Annotated in this window: 30 protein-coding genes and 4 pseudogenes; 18 read left to right on the forward strand and 16 right to left on the reverse strand. The window is 72.1% G+C overall.

Annotation, left to right across the window (positions count from 1 at the left end; genetic code table 11):
- The first annotated feature begins 10 nt into the window (after positions 1-10).
- Positions 11-433, forward strand: coding sequence for a MarR family winged helix-turn-helix transcriptional regulator (locus ACQ86J_RS21520; RefSeq protein ID WP_431272729.1), 423 nt, complete (start codon positions 11-13; stop codon positions 431-433).
- Here the strand turns inward: ACQ86J_RS21520 and ACQ86J_RS21525 are convergent.
- The 6 genes from ACQ86J_RS21525 to ACQ86J_RS21550 all read right to left on the reverse strand — a co-directional run bounded on the left by ACQ86J_RS21525 (position 426) and on the right by ACQ86J_RS21550 (position 5,275).
- Positions 426-887: a (2Fe-2S)-binding protein gene (locus tag ACQ86J_RS21525; protein ID WP_431267133.1), complete on the reverse strand. Its 462-nt coding sequence runs from the start codon at positions 885-887 to the stop codon at positions 426-428. The two genes, ACQ86J_RS21520 and ACQ86J_RS21525, sit on opposite strands and share 8 nt — an antisense overlap.
- Positions 884-1,675, reverse strand: a complete 792-nt coding sequence (locus ACQ86J_RS21530; protein ID WP_431267134.1) for an FAD binding domain-containing protein — start codon at positions 1,673-1,675, stop codon at positions 884-886. Before ACQ86J_RS21530 ends, ACQ86J_RS21525 begins: the two co-directional genes overlap by 4 nt.
- Positions 1,672-2,721: a xanthine dehydrogenase family protein molybdopterin-binding subunit gene (locus ACQ86J_RS21535; RefSeq protein ID WP_431267135.1), complete on the reverse strand. Its 1,050-nt coding sequence runs from the start codon at positions 2,719-2,721 to the stop codon at positions 1,672-1,674. The genes ACQ86J_RS21530 and ACQ86J_RS21535 overlap by 4 nt, the downstream gene beginning before the upstream one ends.
- Positions 2,712-3,467 carry a molybdopterin cofactor-binding domain-containing protein gene (locus ACQ86J_RS21540; protein ID WP_431267136.1) on the reverse strand — a complete coding sequence of 252 codons (756 nt, stop codon included), beginning with the start codon at positions 3,465-3,467 and terminating at the stop codon, positions 2,712-2,714. The genes ACQ86J_RS21535 and ACQ86J_RS21540 overlap by 10 nt, the downstream gene beginning before the upstream one ends.
- 88 nt (positions 3,468-3,555) lie before the next feature.
- Positions 3,556-4,704: a hypothetical protein gene (locus ACQ86J_RS21545; RefSeq protein ID WP_431267137.1), complete on the reverse strand. Its 1,149-nt coding sequence runs from the start codon at positions 4,702-4,704 to the stop codon at positions 3,556-3,558.
- Positions 4,705-4,822: 118 nt separating this feature from the next.
- Positions 4,823-5,275 (reverse strand): hypothetical protein, encoded by a 453-nt coding sequence (locus ACQ86J_RS21550; RefSeq protein WP_431267138.1) that lies wholly within the window; start codon positions 5,273-5,275, stop codon positions 4,823-4,825.
- A gap of 416 nt (positions 5,276-5,691) precedes the next feature.
- On the opposite strand from ACQ86J_RS21550, the gene ACQ86J_RS21555 reads away from it, so the two are divergent.
- The 8 genes and pseudogenes from ACQ86J_RS21555 to ACQ86J_RS21590 all read left to right on the forward strand — a co-directional run bounded on the left by ACQ86J_RS21555 (position 5,692) and on the right by ACQ86J_RS21590 (position 10,146).
- Positions 5,692-6,603 (forward strand): ABC transporter substrate-binding protein, encoded by a 912-nt coding sequence (locus ACQ86J_RS21555; protein WP_431267139.1) that lies wholly within the window; start codon positions 5,692-5,694, stop codon positions 6,601-6,603.
- Positions 6,604-6,818: 215 nt separating this feature from the next.
- Positions 6,819-7,361, forward strand: a complete 543-nt coding sequence (locus tag ACQ86J_RS21560; protein WP_431267140.1) for a branched-chain amino acid ABC transporter permease — start codon at positions 6,819-6,821, stop codon at positions 7,359-7,361.
- Entirely contained in the window at positions 7,250-7,492 is a 243-nt protein-coding gene (locus tag ACQ86J_RS21565) for an ABC transporter permease subunit (RefSeq protein ID WP_431267141.1), read from the forward strand. The genes ACQ86J_RS21560 and ACQ86J_RS21565 overlap by 112 nt, the downstream gene beginning before the upstream one ends.
- Positions 7,456-7,695 carry an ABC transporter permease subunit gene (locus ACQ86J_RS21570; protein ID WP_431267142.1) on the forward strand — a complete coding sequence of 80 codons (240 nt, stop codon included), beginning with the start codon at positions 7,456-7,458 and terminating at the stop codon, positions 7,693-7,695. The genes ACQ86J_RS21565 and ACQ86J_RS21570 overlap by 37 nt, the downstream gene beginning before the upstream one ends.
- A gap of 5 nt (positions 7,696-7,700) precedes the next feature.
- Positions 7,701-8,675, forward strand: coding sequence for a branched-chain amino acid ABC transporter permease (locus tag ACQ86J_RS21575; protein WP_431272489.1), 975 nt, complete (start codon positions 7,701-7,703; stop codon positions 8,673-8,675).
- A complete protein-coding gene (locus ACQ86J_RS21580; RefSeq protein WP_431267143.1) occupies positions 8,672-9,454 on the forward strand; it encodes an ABC transporter ATP-binding protein in 783 nt (260 codons plus the stop codon). The genes ACQ86J_RS21575 and ACQ86J_RS21580 overlap by 4 nt, the downstream gene beginning before the upstream one ends.
- Positions 9,441-9,704 (forward strand): annotated as a pseudogene (locus ACQ86J_RS21585) (ATP-binding cassette domain-containing protein); the annotation flags it as partial. The gene ACQ86J_RS21580 and the pseudogene ACQ86J_RS21585, both read left to right, overlap by 14 nt.
- Before the next feature lie 85 nt (positions 9,705-9,789).
- Entirely contained in the window at positions 9,790-10,146 is a 357-nt protein-coding gene (locus ACQ86J_RS21590; protein WP_431267144.1) for an ABC transporter ATP-binding protein, read from the forward strand.
- Between the two features lie 149 nt (positions 10,147-10,295).
- Here the strand turns inward: ACQ86J_RS21590 and ACQ86J_RS21595 are convergent.
- The 4 genes and pseudogenes from ACQ86J_RS21595 to ACQ86J_RS21610 form a co-directional block, all read right to left on the reverse strand.
- Positions 10,296-11,269: pseudogene (locus tag ACQ86J_RS21595) on the reverse strand (Bug family tripartite tricarboxylate transporter substrate binding protein).
- Positions 11,270-11,322: 53 nt separating this feature from the next.
- Positions 11,323-11,646, reverse strand: a complete 324-nt coding sequence (locus ACQ86J_RS21600; RefSeq protein WP_431267145.1) for a 2Fe-2S iron-sulfur cluster-binding protein — start codon at positions 11,644-11,646, stop codon at positions 11,323-11,325.
- Positions 11,647-11,651: 5 nt separating this feature from the next.
- Entirely contained in the window at positions 11,652-11,972 is a 321-nt protein-coding gene (locus tag ACQ86J_RS21605; RefSeq protein ID WP_431267146.1) for a hypothetical protein, read from the reverse strand.
- A pseudogene (locus tag ACQ86J_RS21610) lies at positions 11,972-13,320 on the reverse strand (FAD-binding protein). Before ACQ86J_RS21610 ends, ACQ86J_RS21605 begins: the two are co-directional and overlap by 1 nt.
- A gap of 63 nt (positions 13,321-13,383) precedes the next feature.
- Between ACQ86J_RS21610 and ACQ86J_RS21615 the strand changes: the two are divergent.
- The 8 genes and pseudogenes from ACQ86J_RS21615 to ACQ86J_RS21650 all read left to right on the forward strand — a co-directional run bounded on the left by ACQ86J_RS21615 (position 13,384) and on the right by ACQ86J_RS21650 (position 19,178).
- On the forward strand, positions 13,384-14,193 hold the full coding sequence (locus tag ACQ86J_RS21615; RefSeq protein ID WP_431267147.1) for an alpha/beta hydrolase: 810 nt from the start codon (positions 13,384-13,386) through the stop codon (positions 14,191-14,193).
- 294 nt (positions 14,194-14,487) lie between these two features.
- Positions 14,488-15,417 (forward strand): ABC transporter substrate-binding protein, encoded by a 930-nt coding sequence (locus ACQ86J_RS21620; RefSeq protein WP_431267148.1) that lies wholly within the window; start codon positions 14,488-14,490, stop codon positions 15,415-15,417.
- 1 nt (position 15,418) lies between these two features.
- Positions 15,419-16,342, forward strand: a complete 924-nt coding sequence (locus ACQ86J_RS21625) for a branched-chain amino acid ABC transporter permease (protein WP_431267149.1) — start codon at positions 15,419-15,421, stop codon at positions 16,340-16,342.
- A 98-nt stretch (positions 16,343-16,440) separates the two neighbouring features.
- Positions 16,441-17,261, forward strand: a pseudogene (locus ACQ86J_RS21630) (branched-chain amino acid ABC transporter permease).
- On the forward strand, positions 17,254-17,628 hold the full coding sequence (locus ACQ86J_RS21635) for an ATP-binding cassette domain-containing protein (protein WP_431267150.1): 375 nt from the start codon (positions 17,254-17,256) through the stop codon (positions 17,626-17,628). The pseudogene ACQ86J_RS21630 and the gene ACQ86J_RS21635 overlap by 8 nt, the downstream one beginning before the upstream one ends.
- Positions 17,629-17,639: 11 nt before the next feature.
- A complete protein-coding gene (locus tag ACQ86J_RS21640) occupies positions 17,640-18,008 on the forward strand; it encodes an ATP-binding cassette domain-containing protein (protein ID WP_431267151.1) in 369 nt (122 codons plus the stop codon).
- Positions 18,005-18,712, forward strand: a complete 708-nt coding sequence (locus ACQ86J_RS21645; protein WP_431267152.1) for an ABC transporter ATP-binding protein — start codon at positions 18,005-18,007, stop codon at positions 18,710-18,712. The genes ACQ86J_RS21640 and ACQ86J_RS21645 overlap by 4 nt, the downstream gene beginning before the upstream one ends.
- A gap of 13 nt (positions 18,713-18,725) precedes the next feature.
- The gene (locus ACQ86J_RS21650) at positions 18,726-19,178 is read left to right on the forward strand and encodes a cupin domain-containing protein (protein WP_431267153.1); all 453 of its coding nucleotides are present in this window, start codon (positions 18,726-18,728) and stop codon (positions 19,176-19,178) included.
- A gap of 101 nt (positions 19,179-19,279) precedes the next feature.
- Here ACQ86J_RS21650 and ACQ86J_RS21655 read toward each other — a convergent pair whose 3' ends face one another.
- The 5 genes from ACQ86J_RS21655 to ACQ86J_RS21675 form a co-directional block, all read right to left on the reverse strand.
- A complete protein-coding gene (locus ACQ86J_RS21655) occupies positions 19,280-20,560 on the reverse strand; it encodes an OmpA family protein (protein WP_431267154.1) in 1,281 nt (426 codons plus the stop codon).
- On the reverse strand, positions 20,514-21,365 hold the full coding sequence (locus tag ACQ86J_RS21660; RefSeq protein WP_431267155.1) for a hypothetical protein: 852 nt from the start codon (positions 21,363-21,365) through the stop codon (positions 20,514-20,516). The genes ACQ86J_RS21655 and ACQ86J_RS21660 overlap by 47 nt, the downstream gene beginning before the upstream one ends.
- 200 nt (positions 21,366-21,565) lie before the next feature.
- Positions 21,566-21,865, reverse strand: coding sequence for a hypothetical protein (locus ACQ86J_RS21665; RefSeq protein ID WP_431267156.1), 300 nt, complete (start codon positions 21,863-21,865; stop codon positions 21,566-21,568).
- Positions 21,759-22,784 carry an FAD-dependent monooxygenase gene (locus ACQ86J_RS21670; RefSeq protein ID WP_431267157.1) on the reverse strand — a complete coding sequence of 342 codons (1,026 nt, stop codon included), beginning with the start codon at positions 22,782-22,784 and terminating at the stop codon, positions 21,759-21,761. Before ACQ86J_RS21670 ends, ACQ86J_RS21665 begins: the two co-directional genes overlap by 107 nt.
- 57 nt (positions 22,785-22,841) lie before the next feature.
- Entirely contained in the window at positions 22,842-23,894 is a 1,053-nt protein-coding gene (locus tag ACQ86J_RS21675) for a TauD/TfdA family dioxygenase (protein WP_431267158.1), read from the reverse strand.
- Positions 23,895-24,100: 206 nt separating this feature from the next.
- On the opposite strand from ACQ86J_RS21675, the gene ACQ86J_RS21680 reads away from it, so the two are divergent.
- Positions 24,101-24,868, forward strand: coding sequence for a TIGR03619 family F420-dependent LLM class oxidoreductase (locus ACQ86J_RS21680; protein ID WP_431267159.1), 768 nt, complete (start codon positions 24,101-24,103; stop codon positions 24,866-24,868).
- An 84-nt stretch (positions 24,869-24,952) separates the two neighbouring features.
- Here the strand turns inward: ACQ86J_RS21680 and ACQ86J_RS21685 are convergent, their stop codons facing one another.
- Positions 24,953-25,963, reverse strand: a complete 1,011-nt coding sequence (locus ACQ86J_RS21685) for a hypothetical protein (RefSeq protein WP_431267160.1) — start codon at positions 25,961-25,963, stop codon at positions 24,953-24,955.
- Between the last annotated feature and the right edge of the window lie 87 nt (positions 25,964-26,050).

Here is a 26,050-nt window from a genome sequence, read left to right on the forward strand (position 1 = left end):
CCGCCCCGGCGTGCTGGTCCGCCGGCTGCACCAGGTGCATTCCGCCATGTTCCAGGAGGAATGCGCCGCCTTCGGCGTGACCCCGGTGCAGTACAGCCTGCTGAGCCTGGTGCAGGCCGCGCCGGGGATGGACCAGCGCAGCGCCGCCGCCGGGCTGCGGCTGGACCGCTTCACCACCGCCGATGTCATCCGCCGGCTGCAGGCCGCCGGCTTCCTCCGCGTGGCGGCCGGGCCCGACCGCCGCACCCGGCTGCTGGCCCTGACCGCCGCCGGCGAGGCGGTGATGGCGGCGATGCAGCGGCCGGCGGCGCGGGCGCATGCAAGGCTGGTGGCGCCGCTGCCGGAGGCCGAGCAGGCCGTGCTGCTGCGGCTGCTGCGGCAACTGGTGGACGCGCATGAGGCCGAGGGCGCCGCCGCGCCCAAGGTCAGGTAGTGCGCGCCGCGAGCACGGACAGGATGGCGCGGACGATGCCCCGGTAGCCGGTGCAGCGGCAGAGATTGCCCGCCAGCTTCTCCCGCACCCGCGCGGCATCCGCCTGCGGCAGGCGCAGGACGATGTCGCGCGCGGTGACCAGCATCCCCGGGGTGCAGTAGCCGCATTGCAACGCGTGCTCCGCGGCGAAGGCCTCCCGCAGCTGGGCCATCACCGCATCGTCGTCGAAGCCCTCGATGGTGCGGATCGCGGCGCCGTCGCAGCTGCCGGCATGCAGCAGGCAGGCGCGGGCGGGGGCGCCGTCCACCTCCACCGTGCAGGCGCCGCAGACGCCGTGCTCGCAGCCGAGATGCGTTCCGGTGAGCAGCAGCTCCCCGCGCAGCAGGTCGGCTAGGTGGGTGCGCGGTTCGGCGGCCGAGGTGACGCGGTCGCCGTTGACGGTCAGGGTGATCATGCGGCCTGCTCCACGGCGCGGCGCAAGGCGGTACGGGCGAGCGCCGCGCGCCAGGGATCGTCAAGCGCCAGGCCGGCGACGATGCGGTCTGCTTCGGCTTCCGGCGCCGCCAGCAGCGCCGAGGCGTCCGGGATCACCAGCGGCGCGGCATCCAGCGCCGCCAGCACGGCGCGCGGTGCGGCGCCCGGCAGGGCCAGGACGCAGGCTGTGGCCTTCGAGAATTCGCCTGGCTTGCGGCAGAATTTCCAATGGCCCCAGCGCGCGGCCTCCGGCAGCACGGGCAGCTCCACCGCCACCAGCAATTCGTCGGCGCGCAAGGCGGTCTCCATCACGCCGGTGATGAAGCCGGCCAGCGGGATGCGCCGTTCTCCCTGCGGTCCGCGCGCGATGGCGACACCGGGGAAGGCAGGCAGCACCGCGACCCAGTCGGCCGCCGGGTCGGCATGCACGAGGCTGCCGCCGACGGTGCCGCGGTTGCGCACGGCGCGATAGGCGATGCGCCGCGCCACGCCCGCCAGGATAGCGCCCAGCCGCCCGGGCACCGCGCCGTCCTCGATCGCCGCATGGGTGGTGCCGGCGCCGATCCGCACGGTATCGCCGGTGGCCGCGACGCCGGCATAGAAGGGCAGGTGGCGTAGGTCGGCCAGTCGCTCCGGTGTCGCCACGCGTAGGTTCAGCATGGGGCCGAGCGACTGCGCACCGGCGACCGGCCGCGCACCCGCCGCCAGCAGCGCCAGCGCCGCTGGCCAGTCCGCCGGGCGGGCATAGTCGAAGGGGGCGGGCTTCATTGCCGGGCGCGCTCGATGGCGGCCAGCACGCGGGCCGGCGTGGCGGGCAGTTCCGTCACCTCGGCGCCGAGCGGCGCCAGCGCGTCGTTGATCGCGTTGAGGATCGCCGCCGGCGGGCCGATGGCGCCGCTCTCGCCGATGCCCTTCTGGCCGAAGCGGGTCCAGGGGCTCGGCGTCTCCATGTGGTCGATTCGGATATCGGGGACCTCGGTCGCACCGGGCAGCAGGTAGTCGGCCAGCGTCCCGGCCAGCGGCTGGCCCTCGGCGTCGAAGGGCATCTCCTCGTACAGCGCGGTGCCGATGCCCTGGGCGGTGCCGCCGAGCACCTGGCCGTCGACGATCATCGGGTTCACCAGCGTGCCGCCGTCCTCGACGATCACGTAGTCCTCCAGCGTCACCATCCCGGTATCCGTATCCACCTTCGCCACCACGGCATGGGCGGCATAGCTGTGGGTGCCGGTGTCGGGGTCGGGGCGGTAGCCGGCCGTCACCTCCAGCCCGCCGCGATCGACGCCGGCGGGCAGGTTCTGCGGCTGGCGGAACCAGGTGCGGGCGACCTGGTCGAGCGTGACCTGCGCCTCGCCGGCCTGCACCGCGCCGCCGCGCAGCACGGCGGCGCCCGGTTCCGCCTGCAGCAGGGCTGCGCCGATGGCCAGCGCCCGCTCGCCGAGCAGTCGGCAGGCCTCTGCCACCGCGCCGCCGGCCATGACCATGGCGCGGCTGCCCCAGGTCCCCGTGGAATACGGCGTCAGCGCGGTGTCGCCATGCACGACGCGGACGCGGGCCGGATCGACGCCGAGGATCTCGTGCGCCACCTGCGCCAGCGTCGTCTCCAGCCCCTGACCGTGGCTGTGCAGGCCGACGCGCAATCCCAGCACGCCATCGGGCGTGAAGCGCGCCTGCGCCTGCTCGAAGCCCGGCACGAAGGGGATTCCCCAGCCGTGGTAGACCGAGGTGCCGTGCGCGCCCTGCTCGCAAAAGACCGACAGGCCGAAGCCGACCGCCTCGCCGGTTGCCTGGCGGGCGCGGATGCCGGTCACGTCCACCGCTGCGACGGCGCGGCGCAGCGCCTCGGATAGTCGCCGCTGTCGAAGACCTTGCCGACAAGGTTGCGGTAGGGCATCGCCTCGGGCGGGACGAGGTTGGCGTGGCGCACGGCCTCCGCCGGCAGGCCGAGCTTGCGCGCCAGCGCGTCCAGCGTGGTCTCCATGGCGAAGCAGACGCCGGTGCGGGCGACACCCCGGTAGGGCAGGATCGGTGGCTTGTTGGTGCAGGCCGAGACGGTGCGGTAGCGGAAGCGCGGCAGGGTGTAGGGGCCGGGAAAGATGCTGCCGATCTGCGCCGCTTCCAGGCAGGCGCTGAAGGGATAGGCGGAATAGGCGCCTGCATCGACCGTGGCGTCCACCTCGGCGCCCAGCAGTCGGCCCGCCGCATCGGCCCAGGCGGTGACGACGTAGTGGTGCTCGCGGCAATTGGCGTTGGCGGTCAGCTGTTCCAGCCGGTCCTCCAGCCAGCGCACCGGGCGGTGCAGGCGGATCGCCAGCGCGGCGCAGACCAGCTCTTCCGGCAGCAGGATGCCCTTGTAGCCGAAGCCGCCGCCGACATCGGGGGCGACGACGCGCACCTGGCCCTCGTCCAGCCCCAGGCATTCGGCGATGCCGGTCTTGGTCACGTGCGGCATCTGCGCCGCGCTGGTGACGACCAGCTGGTCCAGCCGCAGATCCCATTCCGCCAGCACGCCGCGGCCCTCGATCGGCGCCATGCTCTGCCGCGCGGTGCGCAGCACCCGCACCACCTTGGCGGCGGCGACGGCATCGAGGTCCGAGAGATCCTCCTCCGCCGGGTCTCCAGGAAGGCGTTGTCCGGCCAGTGCTCATGGATCAGCGGCGCGCCGGGGCGCAGGCCGCCAGCATGTCGGCGATGGCCGGCAGCGCTTCGAACTGCAGTCTGCAGGCGGCGGCGAGGTCCTCGGCCTCGGCCCGGGTCGCCGCGACGCAGGCGGCGACGGGCTCGCCCACATGCCGCAGCTTGCCGCGCGCCAGCGCCGGCTGCTCGGATGGCCGGAAGCCGGGCAGGGCGGAATTGGCGCGGATCGGGCCGATCTCCGGCAGGTCCTCGGCGGTGAAGACGCGGTGTTCCGCGCCCCCGGGCTTCGCCACGCCGAGCAGCCGCGCATGCGCGACGGGGCTGCGCAGGAAGGCGACCTCAAGCGTGCCCGCGGGGCGGATATCGCCGACATAGCGGCCGCGGCCATGAAGGAAGCGTGTGTCCTCCTTGCGGCGGAGGGAGGCGCCAACGCCCGCCCCATCCTGGCGCGGCGGGCTCAGCTCTGCGGCGCTCCGCGCATCGGACGCGCTCACGCGGCCTCGGCCAGCACGGCCCGCGGCAGCACCTCGGAATCCGCGTCGAAGCGCCGGCCGGCGCGCAGGCAGAAGGCCGGGCGTAGGAAGCGGTCGGCGGTCACCACCGTGCCCTTCGTTGTCCTCCAGCCGGAAGCGGCCGCGCTCGTCGTGCAGGACGGAGATGTCCGCCTCCGCCCCTGGCCGCAGCGCACCGATCTCGTCCTGCATCCGCAGCATCGCCGCGCAATGCGTGCTGACCATCGGCACCACCTGCCGCAGCGTCAGGCCCAGCGCCAGCATGCTGGTCATCGCCGAGGCGAGCGAGAAATTCTGCTTCCCCGCAAAGAGATGCATCTCCTCCTTGTCCGGATGCGTCTCCGGCGTGCCGCGCGGCTTCGGCAGGGTGGTGTTGTAGCCATGCATGTCGGCGCCGAGCGTGTCCGGCACCACCCCGGCATCGATCACCAGCCGCGCCATGCGGAAGGAGAAGTGGGAGCCATGCCCGACATCCACCTTCAGCCCGCGGGCGAGCGCTTCCCGCACCACCGGGTGCAGCGCGCCGTGCCGGTCGACGAAGCCGCCGGGATGCCGGGTGAAGGGATGCGCCAGCACGTCGCCGGGGCGCATGATCTCCAGCATCTCCGGCAGGATGGCGTCGGGATCGTAGGGCTCGCCCTCGCCCGGCATGGGCCAGAGCTGGCCGAAATGGATATACAGGGGCGGTCGAGCCCGCGGGCGATCTGGGCCGCCTTCCGCATCGCCGCATTGCCCCAGCGGGTGAAGCCGGCGATCTCGGCATGGCCCTTCACGCCGCGCACCAGGTCGGCATTGGCCTGGCCGGCACGGATCGTGTCCTCCACCGCGATGCAGTCGGGGCCATAGAGCTCGGGGTAGTAGTGGCCCTCGAGGCCGCCGACCATGTAGGCGGAGATGAAGGCCAGCACGCGCGGCTGGCCGAGGGCTTCACGATGTATTCCCGGAAGGCCGGGAAGGTCAGCACCGAGGGCCCGCCCTGATCGACCAGCGTGGTGACGCCCGACCGCACGCCGACCATGTCCGCATCCAGGCCGAAGCGGCCGGTGACGTAGCGGAAGACATGCGCATGGGTGTCGATCATTCCCGGCAGCACCAGCTTGCCGGACACGTCGGCCATTTCGGTCGCCGGGCCGGCGATGGCGCTGCCGATGGCGGCGATGCGGCCGTCCTGCACCGCGATGTCCATGATGCCATCCAGCCCCTGCGCGGGGTCCATCCGCATGGCCGCCGCGCAGGATCAGGTCGAAGGGCTTGGTCTGGTCGGACATGGCGCGGGCTCCGGAGGGCGGGCGGGGGTGGCAAGCAGCATGCCATGGCTGGAACCCAGTCTGGCCAGGGGAATAGGTGGCTGCACGCACATTTCCTGACCACCGGCCGCCCAAAGCGCGGGCGCCCGGGGCGCCGGACCCGCGTGCCCCGGCCGTTCCGGGCGTGGCACCCGCCTTGCTTGATCGCCTTCCCGCCAAGGTCCGCATCCGACGGGCCGCCCCGCGCCGAGGTGTCCCGCATGTTGAACCGCCGCTCCGTCCTGCTCGCCGGCCTCGCCATGCCGGCCCTGGCCCCGCCCCGGCCTCGCCGCCGATTCCGTCAGGATCGGCATGACCCAGCCGCTGACCGGCGCGGTCGCCGCCTCGGGCAATGTACGTCGCCAACGGCGCGAAGATCGCGACCGAGGTGCTGAACCGCGCCGGCGGCGTGCTCGGCCGGCCGATCCAGCTCATCCTCGAGGACAACAAGTCCAATCCGCGGGAGGCAGTGGCCTCGGTCGAGAAGCTGGTGCTGAGCGACAAGGTGCCGGTGCTGATCGGCGCCTGGTCCAGCACCTTCACCCTGGCAATCATGCCGAAGCTGGTCGAGTACAAGGTGCCGCTGCTGGTCGAGACGTCGTCGGCCGCGCGCATCACCACCTCGGGCAACCCCTGGGTCTTCCGCATCTCCCCGACCTCGGAGATGGAGGCGCTGGCCTTCGCCGAGCAGCTTTCGAAGTTCAACCCGCCGATCCGGAAAATCGGCTTCCTCTCGGTGAACAACGATTTCGGCCGGGGTGCGGCGGAGAAATTCGGCCAGGCGCTGGCCGCCAAGGGCATCGCCATCGGCCGGGGCGAGACGATGACGCCGGACGCCACCGACCTGGCGGCGCAGCTGACCGCGCTGAAGCAGACCGACAGCGACACCATCTTCGTCACCACCGGCGTCGAGCAGACCACGCTCGCCCTGCGCCAGGCGGTGGAGCAGCGGCTCGGCAAGCGCATCGTCACCACCGGCGGCGCCTTCCCCGACCAGCTCATCGCCAACCCGCTGCCGGCGGGCAATGAGAGCTTCCACATCCTGTTCTATGCGCCCTGGTTCCCCGAAAAGGCGCCGCACCCCGAACTGGCCGCCACCTACACTGAGGAGTGGAACAAGAAAGGCTGGGAATTCGCCGGCCTGACCGAGGGCTTCCGCGGCTACGACGCCATGCTGACCGTGGTGGAAGCCATCCGCATCGCCGGAAAGGCGGAGCCGGAGGCGATCCGCGACGCCTTGTGGAAGGTGCGGATTCCGGCGTGAACGGCGACATCGCCTTCCAGAAGGAAGGCCCGGCCGGGCAGGAGAGCGGCCAGAACCGGCCGAACGTCACCATCCTGAGGCTGAGCGAGGGCAAGACCAGCCTGCTGTAGGAACCCCCATGCTCGCCATGGCTCGCACCAGGCGCCTTCCAGCCTTGTCCTGCCGGGCAAGTGACGCCGTTCGCGCCATGCCGCTCGGACGAGGTTTGCCCTGAGATGGACCAGGTGCTCCAACATCTCGTCAACGGCACGGTCCTCGGCGGCACCTATGCGCTGCTGGGGATCGGGCTGACGCTCGTCTTCGGCGTCATGCGCGTGGTCAACTTCACCCATGGCGAGCTCTACGCCTTCGGCGCCTACATGACCTATGCGCTGGTCTCGCTGGCAGGGGTGAACTTCTTCGCCGCCCTGCCGCTGGCGACGCTGGCGGGCGTGGCGCTCGGCGCGCTGCTCGAAGCTCGTGCTGCTGCGGCGGATGCGCGGGGCGGATATCGACAGCGTGATGCTGGTGATGATCGGCGCCGCGCTGGTGCTGCAGAACGGGGAGATGTGGATCTGGGGCGGCGTCGCCAAGCTCATCCCCAACCCCTTCCCGGGCTCGCCGCTGGTGCTCGGCCCCGTATCCGGTCCTGCCGCTGCGGCTCTTCGTGCTGGCGACCGCGGCGGCGCTGCTGCTGGGCTTCTGGCTGGCGCTGGACCGCACCCGGGCGGGCATGGCGATGCGCGCCACCTTCCAGGACCCGCAGACCGCGGCGCTGATGGGCGTGCGGGTGGCCTGGAGTGAATACCGCGACCTTCGCGCTCGGCTCGAGGCCTCGCCGCTGCCTCGGGCGCGCTGCTCGGGCCGGTCTTCATGGTGTCGCCCACCATGGGCGACCTGGTCGGGCTGAAGGCCTTTGCCATCGTCATCCTGGGCGGGCTCGGCAGCCTGCCGGGCGCGACGCTCGGCGGCTTCGCCCTCGGCTTCGTCGAGGAATTCGCTGGCAGGTATCTCTCGACCGAATACCGCGACGCCTTCGGCTTCCTGCTGATCATCCTGGTCCTGGCGGTGAAGCCGCAGGGGCTGGTGCCGGCGAAGGAGCGGATCGGGTGACGCGCATGGCGGGCTGCCTATTCGTCGTCGCCATGGCGGCGCTGCCGATCGTTGCGCCCGATCCCTACATGCTGGCGGTGCTGACCCTGGCCGGCATCTTCATCATCGGCGCGATCAGCCTCAACCTGCTGCTGGGCTATACCGGCCAGCTCAGCCTCGGCCACGGCGCCTTCTTCGGGCTTGGCGCCTATGCCTCGGCGCTCGCCTCGCTCGGCTTCGACATCGGCATCGGCTTCGGCCTGCGCGTCAACATCGCGCCGCAGCCGGTCTGGGTCGGGTTCCTATCCGCCATCCTGGTCGCCGGGAGCTTCGGCTGGCTGCTCGGGCGGCTCGCCTTCCGGGTGCGCGGAGCCTATTTCGTCATCATCACCATCTGCTTCGCCCAGGTGCTGCGGATGGTCGCGCTGAACTGGATCGAGCTGACCCAGGGACCCATGGCGCTGATCGGCATCCCGCCGGTCACGCTCTGGCTGCCGGGCCTAGGCACGGTAGCGCTGGTGACCAAGGCACAGACCTACTGGCTGGTGCTGGCGGTCGCCGTCCTGGCTTTCCTGCTGGTGCGGCAGGTGGTGCGGTCGCGCATCGGCCGGGCGCTGGTTGCGCTACGGTCCAACAGATCCCTGGCGCGCTCGGTCGGCATCCGCGTCACCCATTACCTCGTCGTGGCCGCGGTGATCTCGGCCGGCATCGCCGGGGCGGCGGGCAGCCTCTTCGCCCATTATGTCCGCATCGTCGACCCGGACGTCTTCCTGTTCGTCTACACCGTGACGATGGTCATCATGGTGGTCACCGGCGGCAAGGGCACGCTCTGGGGGCCGGTGGTGGGCGGGCTGATCTTCGGCCTGATCCCGGACCTGCTGCGCGGCCGCGCCCCACCCGAGGCGCAATGGGTGCTGTACGGCGTGGCGATGATCCTCTTCGTCATGTTCCTGCCGCGCGGCATCGTCCCCGCCGTCGCCGGCCTGTGGCGCCGCGCATGACGGGGCCGCTGCTCACGGTCGAGAACCTCGCCGTCCATATCGGCGGGCTGGTCGCCATCGCCGATGCCAGCTTCGCCGTGCCCGAAGGCCAAGTGATCAGCCTGATCGGCCCGAACGGCGCCGGCAAGACCACCGCCTTCAACGTCATCACCGGCTACATGCGCCCGACCGCCGGACGCATCCGCTTCGATGGCCAGGACATCACCGGCCTTGCGCCCGACCGCATCGCCCAGCGCGGCCTGGTGCGCAGCTTCCAGCGCACCAGCGTCTTCGCCGGCTGCACCGTGCTGGAGAATGCGCTGATGGCGCTGCACCGGCGCGGCGAGGCCGGGCTGCTCGACACCCTGCTGCGCACGCCGCGCCAGCGGCGGGAGGAAGCCCGGCTGCGCGAGGAGGCGCGGGCGATGCTCGAGGTCACCGGCCTCGCCGCGCGCGCCGACACCCCGGCCGAGGTGCTGGCCTATGGCGAGCAGCGCCGGCTCGGCATCGCGCTGGCCGCCATCGCCGCGCCGCGGCTGCTGCTGCTGGACGAGCCCGCGGCCGGGCTCAACCCGTCCGAGACCGCGGACTGCATGGCGCTGATCCTGCGGCTGCGCGACCGCGGGATGACGGTGCTGCTGGTGGAGCACGACATGCCCATGGTGATGCGCATCTCCGACCGCATCGTCGTGCTGAACCAGGGCCGCATCATCGCCAGCGGCGCGCCGGCCGAGATCCGCGCGAACCCGGAGGTGATCCGCGCCTATCTCGGCAGCGGGGCGGCGCATGCTGCGGCCTGAGGGCGTCGCCGCCGGCTATGGCGGGCCGCCGGCGCTGCAGGGCATCTCGCTCGAGGTCCGGCAGGGCAAGCTGGTCAGCCTGATCGGCGCCAACGGCGCCGGCAAGTCGACCACGCTGAAGACCATCAGCGGGCTGCTGTCCCCCGGCGCCGGCCGCATCACCTTCGAGGGCGAGCCGATCCACGGCCTCTCGCCGCGCGCCATCCTCGCCCGCGGCATCGCCCATTGCCCGGAAGGCCGCCGCGTCTTCCCGCATCTGAGCGTGCGGGAGAACCTGGAGATGGGCGCGCTGCTGCGCACCGACCCGCGCCGGCATCGCCGCCGACCTGGATGCGATGTGCGACCGCTTCCCCCGGCTGCGGGAACGCCTGCGCCAGGCCGCCGGCACGCTCTCGGGCGGGGAGCAGCAGCAGCTGGCGATCGCCCGCGCGCTGATGTCCCGCCCGCGGCTGGTGATGTTCGACGAGCCCTCGCTCGGCTTGGCGCCGGCGCTGGTGGAGCAGGTCTTCGCCATCGTGCGGGAGATCCGCGCGGCCGGCACCACGGTGCTGATGGTGGAGCAGAACGCCATGGCGGCGCTGGCCCTGTCCGACCGCGCCTATCTGCTGGAGACCGGGCGCGTGGTGCGGAGCGGCACGGGCGCCGAGCTGCTGGCGAGCCCGGAGGTGCGGGCGGCGTACCTCGGCGGGTAAAGGCAAAGAAAGGTTGGGGAGAAAGTATTCTCCCCAAGCCCCTCATCTATTTTGTCAGTCTGGCACTCTCCGCGTGGCGGCAGCCGACTCACAAAAAGGAAGGGGAAGGGTCCGGGGAGGGAATACTTTTTCCTCCCTGGCCTTTTCCTTCAATCCAGCCGGATGTTCCCCGCCTTCACCACCCGCCCCCAGGCCTCCTGCTCCTGCAGCACCAGCGCGGCCAGCTGCGCCGGCGTCTGCGGGTCCGGCAGCGCTGCCTGGGCGCGCAGGATCTCCGCCATGCCCGGCCGCGTCAGGCTCTCGACCACTGCCTTGTTGAAGCTGCGCGACCGTGTCGGCCGGCGCGTGCGGGCCGGGGCGAAGACCGCCTGGACGATGCTGACCGACAGCGCCACGCCCTGCTCCGGCAGGGTCGGCACCTGGGGCAGCAGCGCCAGGCGCTGCGGCGAGAGCACCGCCAGGATGCGCACCGTGCCGTCGCGCGCCAGGGCCTCCGCCGCGCCGGCGGGCAGGACCATGGAATCCACTTGGCCGGCGGCCAGCGCCTGCGCCGCCGGGGCGGCGCCGGTATAGGGCACGTGCAGCAGCGTGATCCCCGCCGCCTCCCCCAGCCGCAGCATGGCGATCTGCGAGACGCTGCCGACCCCCAGCTGGAATGCGTCAGCGTGCCGGGCCTGGCCTTCGCCGCGGCGATGAAGGCCGGCAGGCTGGTCAGCTCCTTCTGGCTCGGCCCCACCGCCAGGGCCAGGGGCACGTTGGTGATGTTGCTAATCGGCGCGAAGTCCTTGTTCGCATCGTATTGCAGGTTGCGCATCGCCGCCGGGTTCACCGCATGGGTGTCGGTCACGCCCAGCAGCAGGGTGAGCCCGTCTGGCGCCGCGCGGGCGACCACGGTTGCGCCGATGCTGCCATTGGCGCCGGGTCGGTTCTCCACCACCACGCTGCGGCCGAGCAGCACGGTCATCTCCTGCGCCAGGCCGCGCGCCAGGATGTCGGTGATCCCGCCGGGGTTGTAGGGCACGATGATTCGAACCGTGCCCGGCGGCAGCTGCGCGCGGGCTCCGCCCGCGGCGGCCAGGCCGAGCGCGAGGGCGGGCAGGGAACGGCGGGACAGGCAGGGCATCGGGGCCTCCACGAAACGGGTCGTGCCGGCCTAGCAATCGCCGTGCCCAGGCCTCAGCCCAGCCTTTCATCCGGCGGCGCGATGGCGGTCGCCAGGTCGCGCAGCAGCGGCTTGTTCGGCAGCGGCTCCACCCGCATCGGCCGCGCCTCCAGCCGGGCGGTGCAGGCGTACACGACCTTGCCGTCCAGCAGCATCATGCATTCCTTGCAGGAGTTGGCATTGAGGCAGGAGAAGCGGAAGGCGAGACCCGGGTCGCGTTCCTGCCGCAGCCAGCGCAGGGCGTCGAGCAGCGACTGCCCCGGCTCGAAGGGCACGGCGTGTTCCTCGAAGCGCGGCGGCTCGCCCGGGGCGCCACGGCGGATGATCAGGGTGGCCACCGCGCTCATGCCGGCACCTGACGGCCGAGCTGCAGCGCGCCGTCCCGCAGGCGCAGCGTCTGATTCAGGGTCCAGGTCTCCTCCAACCCCGGGAAATCCTCCCGCTGATGCGCGCCCCGGCTCTCGGTGCGGGCCAGGGCCGAGAGGATGATCGCCTCCGCCACCAGCAGACCGTGGCGAAGGTCGAACCAGTCAAGCCGCGCCAGGTCGTGCGCGGCGGGCACGCCGGGCGGCAGCGTGCCGGCCGTCTCGCGCAATGTGCGGATCGCGGCCAGGGCCTCCTCCAGTCCGGCGGCGGTGCGGAACGGCCCGACCTTCTCCGCCATCACTGCCTGCAGCGCGGCAAAGAGCGCGGCGGTGTTGCAGGCGTGGTCGGTCGCGGTGGCCAGCGCGAGGAGGCTGCCGCGGCCGCGGGATCGAAGGCCGGGCCTGGTGCCGCGGCCGCGGCGCTGCGCCCGGCGGCGCGGCCGAAGGCCAGGGCCTCGGTGATCGCATTGCCAGAGAGGCGGTTGGCGCCGTTGGCGCCGCCCACCGCCTCGCCGGCCGCGAACAGGCCGGGGATGCCGGTCGCCATCGCCGTGTCCACGCGGATGCCGCCCATGTGGTAATGCGCGATCGGCGCGACCTCCACATCCTGCCGCGTCAGGTCGATGCCGTTGGCCAGCAGCTTGTCGATGATCGGGCCGAAGGCGGCACGCAGATCCGCCTCCGGCACATGGCGGAAGCTCAGCCAGGCGCCGCCGGCCGGGAGCCGCGGCCGGCCTCGACCTCCTTGGTGATGGCATACGTCGCGAGGTCACGGGTGACGACGTAGCGGCTGCTCTCCTCCGCGCCGTAGCGGCTGACGAATTCCCTCGCCCCGCCCGTTCAGCAGCCGGCCGCCCAGCTTGTAGCGAAAGGGATCCCACATGATCGGGTCCATGCCAATCAGCCGCGGCGCGAGATGGCCGATTGGGAAGAACTGCACGAATTCCATGTCGATCAGCGTGGCGCCGGCGCGCAGCGCCAGGCCGAAGCCGTCGCCGGCCATGTTGGCGCTGGCGCTGTTGCGGCGGTACAGCCGGGTCAGCCCGCCGGTGGCGATGACGGTGGCGCGCGCCGCGACCAGCAGCGGCGCGCCGTCCTCCAGGTTGATGGCGACGGCGCCGGTCACCGCGCCGTCCTGCACCACCAGATCCACCACCAGCGCATCGCCCAAGCGCCGGATGCCCGGCGTCCGCTGCGCCACGCCGCGAAGGGTCTTCGAGACGGCCGGCCCGGTCGAGAGGAAATCTACATAGACGCAGCGTGGCCGGTCATGGCCCGGCGCCTGCACCGCGCGCAGCGCCGCGCCGTCCGTGCCCAGCCGACGCGCCAGGCGTCCATCTCCCGGATCACCTCGACCCCCTCCTTGCAGAGCAGGCGGGCAAGGTGCGTGTCGCAGAGCCCGCGCCCGGCGGCCAGCGTGTCGCGCAGGTGGTCCTGCCAGTGGTCGGTGCCTTCCGGCCCCACCGCGGCGGCGACGGTCATCTGCGCCATGACGGTGGCGCCGCCGCGGCCGATCAGACTGCGGTCCAGCAGCAGGACCTGCGCGCCGCGCCGCGCCGCCTCGATCGCCGCGTAAAGGCCGGCGCCGCCGGCACCGATGACGAGGACCTCTGTGTCCAGGCGTCGCGCGGAAGGTGGGATGCTCATGCGCGGCCGAGTGTAGTCGCCCGGGCCCTTGCCGCAACCGCCGCCCGGCGCTGGAATGGCCGCATGGACCTGCAGGCGGAATACGACAACCGGGCGCGCGTGCCGGAGAACCCGGCGATCATCGCGGACTGGCAGCGCGACGCCGCCGCCTTCCGCGCGCAATGGGCGGCGGCCGAGCTCGGCATCCCCTATGGCGCGGGCGAGCGGGAGAGGCTCGATCTGTTCCGTCCCGGCCCGGGCGAGGACTGGCCCATCGCGCTGTTTATCCACGGCGGCTACTGGCAAGCGCTGGACCGGTCCTTCTTCTCGCACATGGCGCGCGGTATGCTGGCCGAGGGCGTGGCGGTCGCGGTGCCCTCCTACGACCTCTGCCCGCAGGTGACGCTGGCGACGATCCTCGACCAGATGCGGGCAGCGGCGCTGCTGCTGCACCGGCGGACCGGGCGGCGCGTGCTGGCGACCGGCCATTCCGCCGGGGGGCACCTGACGGCGATGCTGATGGCGACCGATTGGCGCGCGCTCGCCCCGCGCCTGCCCGCGGATCTGGTTGCCGCCGGTCTCCCCATCTCCGGCGTCTTCGAGCTGGAGCCTCTGCTGCCCACCACCATCGGCGCCGGGCTGCGGCTTGCGTCGGCGGAGGCACGGGCGATGTCGCCGCGCTGGCTGCCCGCCCCGGGCCTGCCGCTGCATGCCGTCGTGGGCGGGGCTGAGAGCGGCGAGTTCCTCCGCCAGACCCGCGACTTCGCCGCTGCCTGGGGCGGCACGGCGGAGGCGGTGCCCGGGGCGAACCACTTCACCGTCATCGCTCCGCTGTCCGAGCCCGGCAGCCCGCTCACCCGCCGCGCCGCAGCCATGGCCCTGGCGGTCCGGTAACGGTAGAAGCCAGAACGAGATGGGTTTCGCAGGGGAAACGGGGCATGATCATCGGCAGGCGTGGGGTTCTGGGCGGCGTGGCGGCGGGCGCCCTGGCATTGCCGGCGATCGGCCGGGCGCAGGCGTCCGGCGTGAAGATCGGGCTGGTCGCGGTGCAGACCGGGCCGCAGGCCGCGCTCGGCACCCAGCTGCGCGACGGCTTCCTGCAGGGGCTGAAGCACCTGGACGGCAAGCTCGGCGGCCTCGCGGCCGAGGTGGTGCCGATCGACGACGAAGCTGCGGCCCGAGGTCGCGGTGACCAAGGTCCGCGCCGCGCTCGAGCGGGACAAGGTCGACTTCGTCGTCGGCGTCGTATTCTCGAACATCCTGGCCGCCATCATGCGGCCAGTGACGGAATCGAACACATTCCTGATCTCGACCAATGCCGGGCCCTCCACCTTTGCCGGCCGCGGCTGCAACCCCTTCTTCTTCACGACCTCCTACAACAACGACCAGGTCCACTCGGTGATGGGCCAGGCGGCGACCGACAGCAAGTATGGCCGCGTCTTCGTCATGACGCCGAACTATCAGGCCGGGCGCGACGCGGTGGCCGGCTTCAAGTCCCGCTTCAAGGGCGAGGTGGTGGACGAGGTCTATGTCCCGCTGACCCAGCTCGACTTCTCTGCCGAACTCGCCAGGATCGCCGCGACCAAGCCGGATGCGATCTTCACCTTCATGCCGGGCGGGCTCGGCGTGAACTTGGTGCGGCAGTACCGCCAGGCGGGCCTCGCCCATATCCCCTTCCTCTCGACCTTCACGGTGGACGAGGCGACGCTGCCGGCGCAGCAGGACGCCGCGCTCGGCTTCTATTCGGCCGCCTCCTGGACGCCGAACATGGACAATGCGCAGAACCGCCGCTTCGTCGCGGATTTCGAGGCCGGCTATGGGTATGTCCCGGCCAGCTACGCGGCGCAGAGCTACGATTCCGCGATGCTGCTGGACAGCGCCATCCGCAAGACGGGCGGCAAGCTTGGCGATAAGGACGCGCTGCGGGCGGCGCTGCGCGCGGCCGATTTCCGCTCGGTCCGCGGCAACTTCAAGTTCGGCGCCAACCACTACCCGGTGCAGGACTTCTGGCTCTGCCAAGTGGCGAAGCGTGCCGACGGCAAGTTCCAGACCGAGACGGTGCGCAAGGTGCTGGAGAACGACACCGACCCCTGGGCGGCCGAGTGCCGCATGCGCTGAGGTGACTGTTCAGCTCCTGCTGGTGCAGGCCCTCAACGGCCTGCAATTCGGCGTGCTGCTCTTCCTGGTCGCCGCGGGCCTCACGCTGGTCTTCGGGGTGATGGACTTCATCAACCTCGCACACGGCGTGCAGTACATGCTGGGCGCCTATCTCGGTGCGAGCCTCGCCGCGGCGACCGGCAGCTTTTGGGCGGGGCTGCTGCTGTCCCTGCCGGCGGCGCTGGCCTGCGGGCTGGCGCTGGAATGGCTGGTCTTCCGGCATCTCTATGACCGCGACCACCTGTCGCAGGTGCTGGCGACCTTCGGCGTGATCCTGTTCCTGAACGAGGCGGTGAAGCTCATCTGGGGCAACGCGCCGCTGCAGGTGCCGACGCCCGACCTGCTGCAGGGCGGCATCACGCTCATGCCCGGGCTGCAATACCCGGTCTACCGGATGGCCATCCTGTTCGCCGGCCTCGCCACCGCCGCGCTGCTCTGGCTGCTGGTGGAGCGTACGCGGGCCGGCGCGCTGGTCCGCGCCGGGGCCAGCAACCGGCCGATGCTGGCGGCGCTCGGCGTCGATACGGGTCGGCTGTTCATGCTGGTCTTCGGCTTCGGCGCCATGCTGGCGGGCTTCGCCGGGGTGATGGCCGGCCCGATCCTGTCGGTCGAGCCGGGGATGGGCGACACGGTTCTCATCCTCGCCTTCGTCGTCATCGTCATCGGCGGCATCGGCAGCGTGCGCGGCGCCTTCCTGGCGGCGCTGCTGGTCGGGCTGATCGAGACGCTGGGGCGCTCGCTCATGCCCGACCTGATGAAGCTTTTTATGGCGGCGTCGCCGGCGCGGCAGACCGGGGCGGCGCTGGGGTCGATGCTGGTCTACATCGCCATGGCGCTGATCCTGGCGGTGCGGCCGCGCGGGCTGTTTCCGGCACGGGCGGGGTGATGGCGCGAGCACTGCCGTTGCTGGTCTTCGGCCTGCTGGCCGCGGCGCCCTTCCTCGGCCTGGGCGAAAGCTGGGCGATGACGCTGCTTGCGCGCGGCATGATCCTGTCGATCGCCGCGCTGTCGCTCTGGCTGCCGGTCGGCGGCGCCGGGCTGGTCAGCCTCGGCCATGCCGCCATGCTCGGCATCGGCGCCTATGCGGTGGTGGTGCTGGACGACGCAAGGGTGACGGAGGCGCTGGTGGTGGCGCCGGTCGCCATCGGCGCCGCGGCGGTCTTCGCGCTCGCCACCGGCGCGGTCGCCATCCGCACCGCCGGCGTGCAGTTCATCATGATCACCCTGGCCTTTGGCCAGATGGCCTTCTTCACCGCCGCCTCGCTCTCGGCCTATGGCGGCGACGACGGCTACACGCTCTACGGCCGCAGCACCGTCGCCGGCGCCCGCTGGATGCAGGACCGGCTCGGCTTCCACTATCTCTGCCTCTTCCTGCTGGCGGCGGTCTTCCTCGGCATTCGCATGCTGCTCGCCTCCCGCTTCGGCCGGGTGCTGCGGGCGGCGCGGGAGATCCGCTGCGGGTCGAGGCGGTCGGGCTCTCGCCCTACCCCTACCGGCTGATCGCCTACACCATCGCCGGCGGCATCGCGGGGCTCGCCGGCTTCCTGCTGGCGAATGCGACGGAATTCGTCGCGCCCTCCTTCCTCGCCTGGCAGCGCTCGGGCGACCTGCTCTTCATGGTGATCCTCGGTGGGGTCGGCAGTCCCTTCGGCGCGGTGCTCGGCGCGCTGGCGATCCTGGGGCTGGAGGAAGGGCTGGGGCATCTCACGGCGCACTGGCGGATCGTCTTCGGCCCGCTGCTGGTGCTGGCCGTGCTGTACCTGCGCGGAGGCCTGGTCGGGCTGATCGGGGCGCGCCGTGGCTGAGCCGATCCTCCGCCTGGACGGGCTGCGCAAGCGCTTCGGCGGGCTGGCGGTGACGGACGGCGTCTCGCTGGAGGTGCTGCCGGGCGAGATCCACGCCGTCATCGGCCCGAACGGCGCCGGCAAGACCACGCTGATCCACCAGGTCAGCGGCACGCTGCCGCCGGATGCCGGGCGGGTGGTCTTCGCCGGGCGGAACGTGACGGCGCTGCCGCTGGCGCGCCGGGCGCGGCTCGGCCTCGCGCGCAGCTTCCAGATCACCTCCGTCCTGCCCGGCTTCACCGCGCTGGAGAATGCCGCGCTCGCGGTGCAGGCGCGCAGCGGGTCGTCCTTCCGCTTTCTCCGCCCGGCGGCCTCGAAGCGGCGCTGAACCAAGCGGCGATGGATGCGCTGGAGCAGACCGGCCTCGCCGGCCGCGCCGCGGTGCCGGCCGCGGCGCTGTCGCATGGCGAGCGGCGGCAGCTCAAGCTCGCCATCGCGCTCGCCATGCAGCCCCGCCTGCTGCTGCTGGACGAGCCGCTGGCCGGCGCCGGACCGGAGGAGACGGAGCGGCTGGTAGCTTTGCTGCGCGGCCTGAAGCGCCGCTACGCCATCCTGCTGGTGGAGCACGACATGCAGGCGGTCTTCGCGCTCGCCGACCGCATCTCCGTCCTTGTCTACGGCCGGCTGATCGCCACCGGCACACCGGATGCGATCCGGGCAGATGCCGAGGTGCGCGCCGCCTATCTCGGCGAGGACGACGCGGCATGATGCTGGCCGTCGAGGACCTCGCCGCCGGCTATGGCCAGAGCCGCGTGCTGTCCGGCATCGGCTTCTCCATCGGCGCGGGAGAGGTGGTGACGCTGCTCGGCCGCAACGGCATGGGCAAGACCACCACGGTGCGCGCCATCATGGGGCTGCTGCCGGCGGCCGGCGGTACGCTGCTCGGCGGCCGCATCGGCTTCGGGGGCGCCGAGCTTGCCGGCCAGCCGCCGCACCGCATCGCCCGGTACGGCATCGGCCTGGTGCCGGAAGGCCGCCAGGTCTTCCCGACGCTGACGGTTGAGGAGAACCTGATGGCGACCGCCCGCGGCGCCGCGCGCTGGACCCTGCCGGCGGTCTATGCCCTGTTTCCCCGGTTGCGGGAGCGCCGCGGCAACATGGGCGCTCAGCTTTCGGGCGGCGAGCAGCAGATGCTGGCGATCGGCCGCGCGCTGATGACCAACCCGCGGCTGCTGATCCTGGACGAGGCGACCGAGGGCCTGGCGCCGCTGATCCGCGCCGAGATCTGGGCGGTGCTGGCTCGGCTGAGGGCGGACGGGCTGTCGATCCTGCTGATCGACAAGAACCTTGCTGCCGTCATGCGGCTCGCCGACCGCCATGTGGTGATCGAGAAGGGCCGCGTCGCCTGGACTGGCAGCACCGAGGCCCTGGCGGCGGCGCCGGAGCTGCGCGAGACTTACTTGCATCTGTAATGAGGAGGCGACCATGACAGCGGAAATCCCCGGCATCACCCGCGCCGGCACCGGCTTCGACGGCACCGACGGCACGGTCTGGAACATCCTCGGCCAGACCTACTACCCGAAGCAGTCCTGCGAGAGCTCCTTTGCCTTCGAGGCGGTGAGTCCGCCCGGCACCTTCGTGCCCCCGCATATCCACCCGACGCAGGACGAATACATCCTGATGCTCGAGGGCACCTGGAAGCTGATCCTCGACGGGCAGACGCATTTCGCCTCGGCCGGTGACTTGGTGCGGATGCCGCGCGGCATCATGCACGGCTACTTCAACGAGAGCGGCGCCCCCGCCCGCGCCTTCTTCTGGGTGACGCCCGGCCGCAAGCTGCACGACCTGTTCAAAGCGCTGCACAACCTGACCGACGTGGACGAGGTCGTGCGGCTCTCGAAGGCGCATGAGGTGGACTTCCTGCCGCCGCCGGCCTGACCAGGTTTGGGGATCCGGCACCCACCGCGCGGCGGGTGCCAGACCCAAAAAGCAAAGGTGGGGTTGGGGGAGGAAATGCCGTTTCCTCCCCAAGCTTACCCTCAGCGCGTCGCCATCGCTCGGCAGGATTGCGGCAGGAAGGCGACGCGGCGGTCCACCGCATCCGTCGCATCGTCCCGCTTGTTGCCGACGATCGGCTCCCGCGCGCCGCGTCCCTCGGTCGCGGTGCGCTGACGCAGCGCGCCCTGCTCCGCCACCAGGTCGGCCTTGATCCGCTGCGCCCGGGCCAGCGAGAGCCGGTCGTTGAGCGCGTCCGGCCCGGTCGGGCTGGCATGGCCGACGACGTCGAGGCAGGCATTGTCCGCCGCGGTCCGGTTGGCGATCTGCCGCAGCCACATCGGATAGGGACCGCTGATCGCCTTGTCCGGCCAGAATCTGGTCTGCCCCACCGCGAACAGGAATTTCACCCCGAGATTGCGCTCCGCCAAGCCATAGTCGACCAGCTTGCCGAAGGCCTGCTCCGCCTCCTCCTCGCGGCCCAGCGCATTGGCCGCGAGGTACTCCCCGTTCAGCCCCTGCAGCCGCCCGGCCGGTTGGGCCTTGTCGGCCGCCTGATACAGCGACAGCGCGCGGGCGGGCTGCCCAGCCTCATAGGCCGCCGTCGCCTGGGCCAGCAGGGTCGAGGCGCGCAGCCCGCGCTGCCAGTCCGCATCGATCGGTGCGCCGGTCGGCGCGGCGCAGACCTTGAGGTAGGCGGCGGTCGCCCGGTCCGGCAGCCAGACCGGGCTGTCCTGGTGGAACTCGGTCGGGGTTGCGTCGACCGCGTCGGTCCGCACCCAGGCGGTCTCGTGCGCCACCACCTTGCCGCTGCCGAGATCGGCCAGCACCGCCCAGATCCGGTAGGCGCCGGGCTCCTCCGTGCTGTCCTTCAGGCTGCCCGAGGCGGTGACGCCGGAGATGGCGCCGAGCAGGACCAGCGGCTTCGCCTCCAGGCTGGCCTGGGTGAAGGGGCGGAGATCGAAGCCGGCCTCCCCCTGCAGCTTCGCCGCGATGCGCCGCGCCATGGCCCGGGTAGTGCGGGTCTCGGCGCCGGTGGCGCGGTCGATCAGCGGGTCGATGACGATGGAGCGTCGCTGGCCCGCCGCGGCCGGCGGCAGCTCGGCCCGGGCCAGTACGGCGGTGGTCGAGGAATCCACCGCGGCGTCGAGGTCCTGCGCCTGGCGCGGCGGCGAGGGCGCGGCGGCGACCGGGGCGGGCGCCGGTGGTGGCGGCGGCTGCGGTGCGGCGCAGCCGGCCAGGCCGAGCGCCAGCAGCGCGGCGGCGGCGAGGGGTCGGCTAGCCCGGGCAGCCCTGCCGCAGGAAATGAATGTCGGCTTCGGCAACGGTCTCTCCGATCTGCATGCGCTGCGTGATCAAGCGGCAGCGCGCGGCGGGGGCAGCCGGTTGCGCGAGGGATGGGCCGGCGTGCGCGATCAGCGTCTCCGCCGGGGCGGGACGGGGCGCCGGCATGGCGAGGACCGCGGCCGCCAACGGCGGCTCCGGCGTTCCGCCGACTGCCGGGGAGGCGGCGCCAGGACGAGGGGGCCCGGCGCCGGCGGGCCCGGGGATGCCAGCTGCGGGAAGGGTGCCAGTGCCGGCGGCGCAGCCGCCATGCGAGCCTCGGCTGGCGGCACCTGGCCGCCTGCGGCATCCCCCGACGGCGCGCCCTAGCCCCGCGAGGAGTGGGACGGTGGGGGAGGACAGAGGCGTGGGCGGCAGGCTGGCCAGGCCGAAGCCGAGCAGCAGTCCCAGCGCCGTCGCCCCACCCAGCACCAGGGCCAGGCGCCGCCGCGTACGCCGCCGGCGCGCCCGGAAGCCGAGCCGCTGCGGCGGGCCGACCGGCGCCTCGTTCTCCAGTGCGCGGCAGACCGCCAGCACCCAGGCCTCGCCGCCCGGCAGGCTGAGCGGCGACTCGCCCGCCAGCGCTGCGGCGGGATCGGCAGGCGGGCGTTCGGTGCGGGCGACCGGCAGGTAGCCCTGGAAGATCGCCGGGAAGCGCCCGGCGGCCAGGCGCTGGCGCAGCAGCGCCGGCCCGTCCGGCGGGCCGCCGGCCAGCACCACGCCATGGCGCGGATGCAGCAGCACCAGCGGAATGGTGGCGCCGCCCAGGCGGCGATCGGGCAGGCTGAGCCAGCCCTGCGGCAGCACGGCCGGTCCGGCGGCAAGGGGGCGGTGGTGAGCATGGGATCCTGGGGCCAGCGGCGGGTCGGAACGCGCGGAAGGCCTAATCTGGCCGCGGGTCCCCGGCCTGCGAGCACAAAGCTCCGAGAGCCTTGTGCGTTGCAGCACAGGGCGTCGGGTCGCGGGCCCGTCGCCGCCCGGGTGGATCCGACCGGGCGTCGTCCGCCCTATCGCCCGACCGCGAAGCCCGCCAGCGTCGCGTAGCCGCGGACGATGCCGGCGATTTCCTCCGGCGGGATCACGTCCTCGATCCGCGCGAAGCCCTTCGGTGCCAACTGGCCGAAGACGTCCAGGACCCGCTCCGGCCCGCCGCTGCGGTTGCTGGCGCAGATCGCCGCGGTTTTCGGCAGCCGGTCGGCCTCATAGGCCCGCAGCGCCTCGGTCGGCGCATGGGCGGCCAGCGCATCGGCCAGGCAGCGCGCGTCGAGCACCGCCTGGGACGCGCCGTTGGAGCCGACCGGGTACATCGGATGCGCCGCGTCGCCGAGCAGCGTGACCCGCCCCATGCTCCACCAGGGCAGCGGGTCGCGGTCGCACATCGGGTATTCGAGCCGCTGGGGGAGGCGCGGACCAGCGCCTCCGAGTCCAGGAAGGGCAGCTTGATCCGCTTCGCCAGCGGCAGCACGTCGCGCAGCCTTCCGGTGCGGGACCAGTCCTCCCGCCGCGGCGGTGGCTGCTCCCGGTATCGACCTTGGCGTAGACCGCCCAGTTGGTCAGCCGGCGGTCCGGCGTGCTGCCGGGGCCGATGGGGTAGCAGACCAGCTTCGCCTTCAGGTCGCCGGCGATGAACATGACGTCGCCGGTCTCGTAGGCCGGCCAGTCCACCGCGCCGCGCCACATCAGGATGCCCTGCCAGCGGATGCCGCCGTCCTCCGGATGCAGCAGGGCGCGCAGGGCCGAATGGATGCCGTCCGCGCCGACCAGCACGTCGCCCTGCACCACCTCCTCCCCGCCCGGCGTGGCGAAGCGCGCGGTGACGCCGGCGGCATCCTGCGCGAAGTCCAGCAGCCGGTGGCCGCAGCGCAGCGAACCGGGCGGCAGCCGGCGTTCCGCCGCGCGCCAGAGCATGCCGTGCAGCCGGCCGCGGTGGATCGAGAATGCAGGACGGCGTGCCCGGCATGCAGCCCACGCGGCTCGGTCCACAGCACCTGGCCGAGATGGTTGAGGTAGCGCAGCTCCCGCGTCCGGATGGCGATGGCGTCGAAGCTCCTCGAGCAGCCCGAGCTCGGCCCATTCGGCGACGCAATGCGGCAGGTTGTTGATGCCGACGCCGAGCTCCCGCACCTCCTCGGCCGCTTCCAGCACGGTGCAGGCGATGCCCCGGTGGTGCAGCATCAGCGCCAGGGTCAGCCCGCCCACGCCGCCGCCCGCGATCAGCACCCGCATCCCAGCCATCCCTACGAACCGAGGAATGATTAGCGCCATTCCGCGCGGGGCGGGAGGCTACCAGCTGCCGTCGAGCGGAGCCGAGAGCGGCACGCCCGTCACGCGGATGCCGGCCGGGCGGCCCCCTGCCGTCGCGCCCTGCCAAGCGGCCGTATAGGTCGCGGGCAGCGCCGGCCCGTCGGCGCAGGCCAGCCACAGCCGGAACAGGTGCCGCCGCTCCGCCGGGTCGGGGAAATCCTCGTAGGCGGTGCGTGAATGCATGATCCAGTGATTGCTGACGAACTGCATGTCGCCGGGCTGGAAATCCATGTCGAGATGAATCGCCGGGTCCTCGGCCAGCGCGTCCAGCGCGTCGCAGGCGGCCTCCAACGCCGGGGTCGTGCGCGGCACCTCGGGGAAGCGCTGCGCCTTGCGCATGGCGCTGCGGACATAGGTCGCCACCAGCCCGCCATCCGGCATCGGGCTGAAGACCGGCACGGCATACCAGGGCTCGGCACCCTCCGGCACCTCCCCGCGCCGGTCGCGGTAGACCGGGGCAAGCAGCTCCGGCAGCAGGTCGGGGTGGCGCCGCAGCATCTCGTTGAACAGGGCCCAGCTGCTGACGATGCTGGACTTGCCGCCTGCCTTGGCCGGCTTCAGGCAGAGCAGCCCGACGATGTCCGAGCTGTCGCAGTGGTAGGGCAGCCGCGCCGCGGTCTGGTAGCCGCGGTGGTCCGGCCTGGCGTAGTCGGCGCCGATATCCTTCACATGGCCGAGGATATGACCCATCGCATTCTGCGACACCGGCTCCCCCAGCAGGGTGCCGAGGCCGAAATAGGCGATGGCGCATTGCCGCACGGTCCAGCGCTGCACCGGCACGCCGCGCACCAGGATGAAGCCGCGACCGTGCAGCGTCGCGGCGCGGATCTCCTCCACCAGCGGCTGCAGGGCGGGTTCCTGCAGGTCGCGTGGGCCGATCGCGGCGATGTCGATGCCGGTGGCGTCCAGCCGCGCGACGGCGGCTTCCAGCGCGGCGACCTCGGCCGCGGTCAGGTGCCGGGTCCAATCGCTCCGCGCCGCCATCTCCGGCCCGTACCAGAGCGGCGGCCCGCTGCGCGCTGTGATGGCCATGCCGGCATTCCCCGTCGTTTCCTGGAGCAAGCCTAGCCAGCGCTTCGCCAGCGGAGCAAGCTCGGCCGGCAAGCAAGAAGGGGAGGGTCCCATGCGCCTCGGGGTCATGCTGCCGCTCGGCGATATCGGCGGCGAGCCGGCCGCCATCCGCGAGGTCGCCGAAGCGGCGGAGGCGATGGGCTTCACCAATCTCGGCCTGCCGGACCATGTGCTGTCGGGCCGTCCGGGCGAAGGAGAGCAGGCCGCGCTCTCCGACCGGCCTCTACCAGGATCCCTTCGTCTGCTTCGGCTACCTGGCGGCGGTCTGCCGTCCCACGACCGAATTCTCCACCCAGGTGCTGATCCTGCCGCAGCGCCAGGCGGCGCTGGTGGCGAAGCAGGCAGCCTGCCTCGACGTGCTGTGCGGCGGGCGGTTCCGGCTCGGCGTCGGCGTCGGCTGGAACCCGGTGGGATTCACCGGGCTGAACGAGAATTTCTCCAACCGCGGCCGGCGTTCCGCCGAGCAGGTCGTGGTGATGCAGAAGCTCTGGGCCGAGCCCTACGTCGCCTTCGAGGGCAAGTACCACCGCATCGAGGATGCCGGCATCAACCCGCTGCCGGTGCATCGCCGCATCCCCGTCTGGTTCGGCGGCCATGTGCCGCAGACGCTGGAGCGCATCGCCACGCTTGGCGACGGCTGGATCATGAATGCCTATCCGCCAGGCTCCGAGATCGAGGCGGAGATGGACACGCTGAAGCGCCTGACCGAGGCGGCGGGGCGCGACCCGGCGGCGGTCGGGCTCGAGGTCTGGATCTCCGGCGGCGCCGGCGACGAGACGTCCTGGCGGGCGGAGGCGCAGTACTGGAAGCGGCTCGGCGCGACGCACCTGACGCTGACCAATACCTTCAACCGCCGGCACCATAAGCGCATCGCCGGGCGCGGCATGGCGGACCACTTGGCGGTGATGCGGCGCTTCGTCGCGGCGGTGGCGTGAGCAAGGCCGGGGAGAAGGTATTCTCCCCGGACCCCTCATCTATTTCTCCGAGTTTGGCAGCCGCTGTGCGGCGGCGCTTTTCTCTCAAGGCCAGGCGAAGGGTGACGGGAAGGGCCGTCCGAAAGGCCGCCCGGCCTTCACCACCTGCACCGGCTTCAGCCACTGCGTGCCCTGCCGGCGGTTGTTGCGCGTGTCGACGAACTCCACCGGCTCCCGCACCAGCTCGAGGATCGAGACGTCGCCCGGCGCGCCGACCTGCAGCGTGCCGAGCTTCTCCACCCGGTCGATGATCCGCGCCGGCTTCACGGTGGCCATCTCCACCACCTGTTCCAGCGTATAGCCGTTGTTGAGGAACTTGCTCATCACCCAGGGCAGGAAGGGCAGGCCCGGGGTATTGCCGGACACCGCGTGGATGTCGCTGCTGATGGTGTCCGGGCCGAAGCCCTGGTCGCGGGCGGGCTCGAACACCGTGTAGTCGAAGCTGCCGCCGCCATGCCCGACATCGATGACGACGCCGCGCTGCTTCGCCCGCAGCGCCGCCGGCACCACCCTGCCGTTCTGCACCGTGTTGTTGCCGGCGCCGCTGAAGGCATGCGTCAGGATGTCGCCTGGGCGCAGCAGGTCCAGCACCGCCTCGATGTTCCCCGGCGCATTGCCGATATGGCACATCACCTTGGCCCAGGGCCCGGCCATCTCGGCCGCCTGGACGGCGCGCTTCAGCGGCTCGAGCCCGTTGCTGCCGACGACTTCGACCGTCATCCGCACCTTGATGCCGAGGCAGACGTCGCGGTTCTCGGCGGCGGTCTTTGCCGCGAGTTCCACGATTGCATTGTCGATGTTCAGCATCTCCCCCACCGGGAAGCCGGCGAGGCCGATATTGGCGATATGCACGAAGCCCAGCAGCCGGGTGCGCGACCGCGCCAGCACCGCATGGCGGAACAAGGAGAAGGTGCTGCTGCCGGCATCGCCGGCCGAGACATAGGTGGTCGTCGCGGTCCAGGGCACCAGCTCGTCCGCCGGCAGGCCGATCGCCGAGACCTCCGGATAGACATGCGCGTGCAGGTCGACGAGGCCGGGAGCAGACCAGCTTGCCATTCGCCTCGATCACCTGCGCCGCGGCGCTGGCGGGGATGTCCGGCTCCACCGCCACCACCAGCCCGTTGCGGATGGCGACATCGCGGC

The sequence above is a fragment of the Dankookia sp. P2 genome (genome assembly GCF_050632255.1).
Classification (GTDB): Bacteria; Pseudomonadota; Alphaproteobacteria; order Acetobacterales; family Acetobacteraceae; genus Paracraurococcus.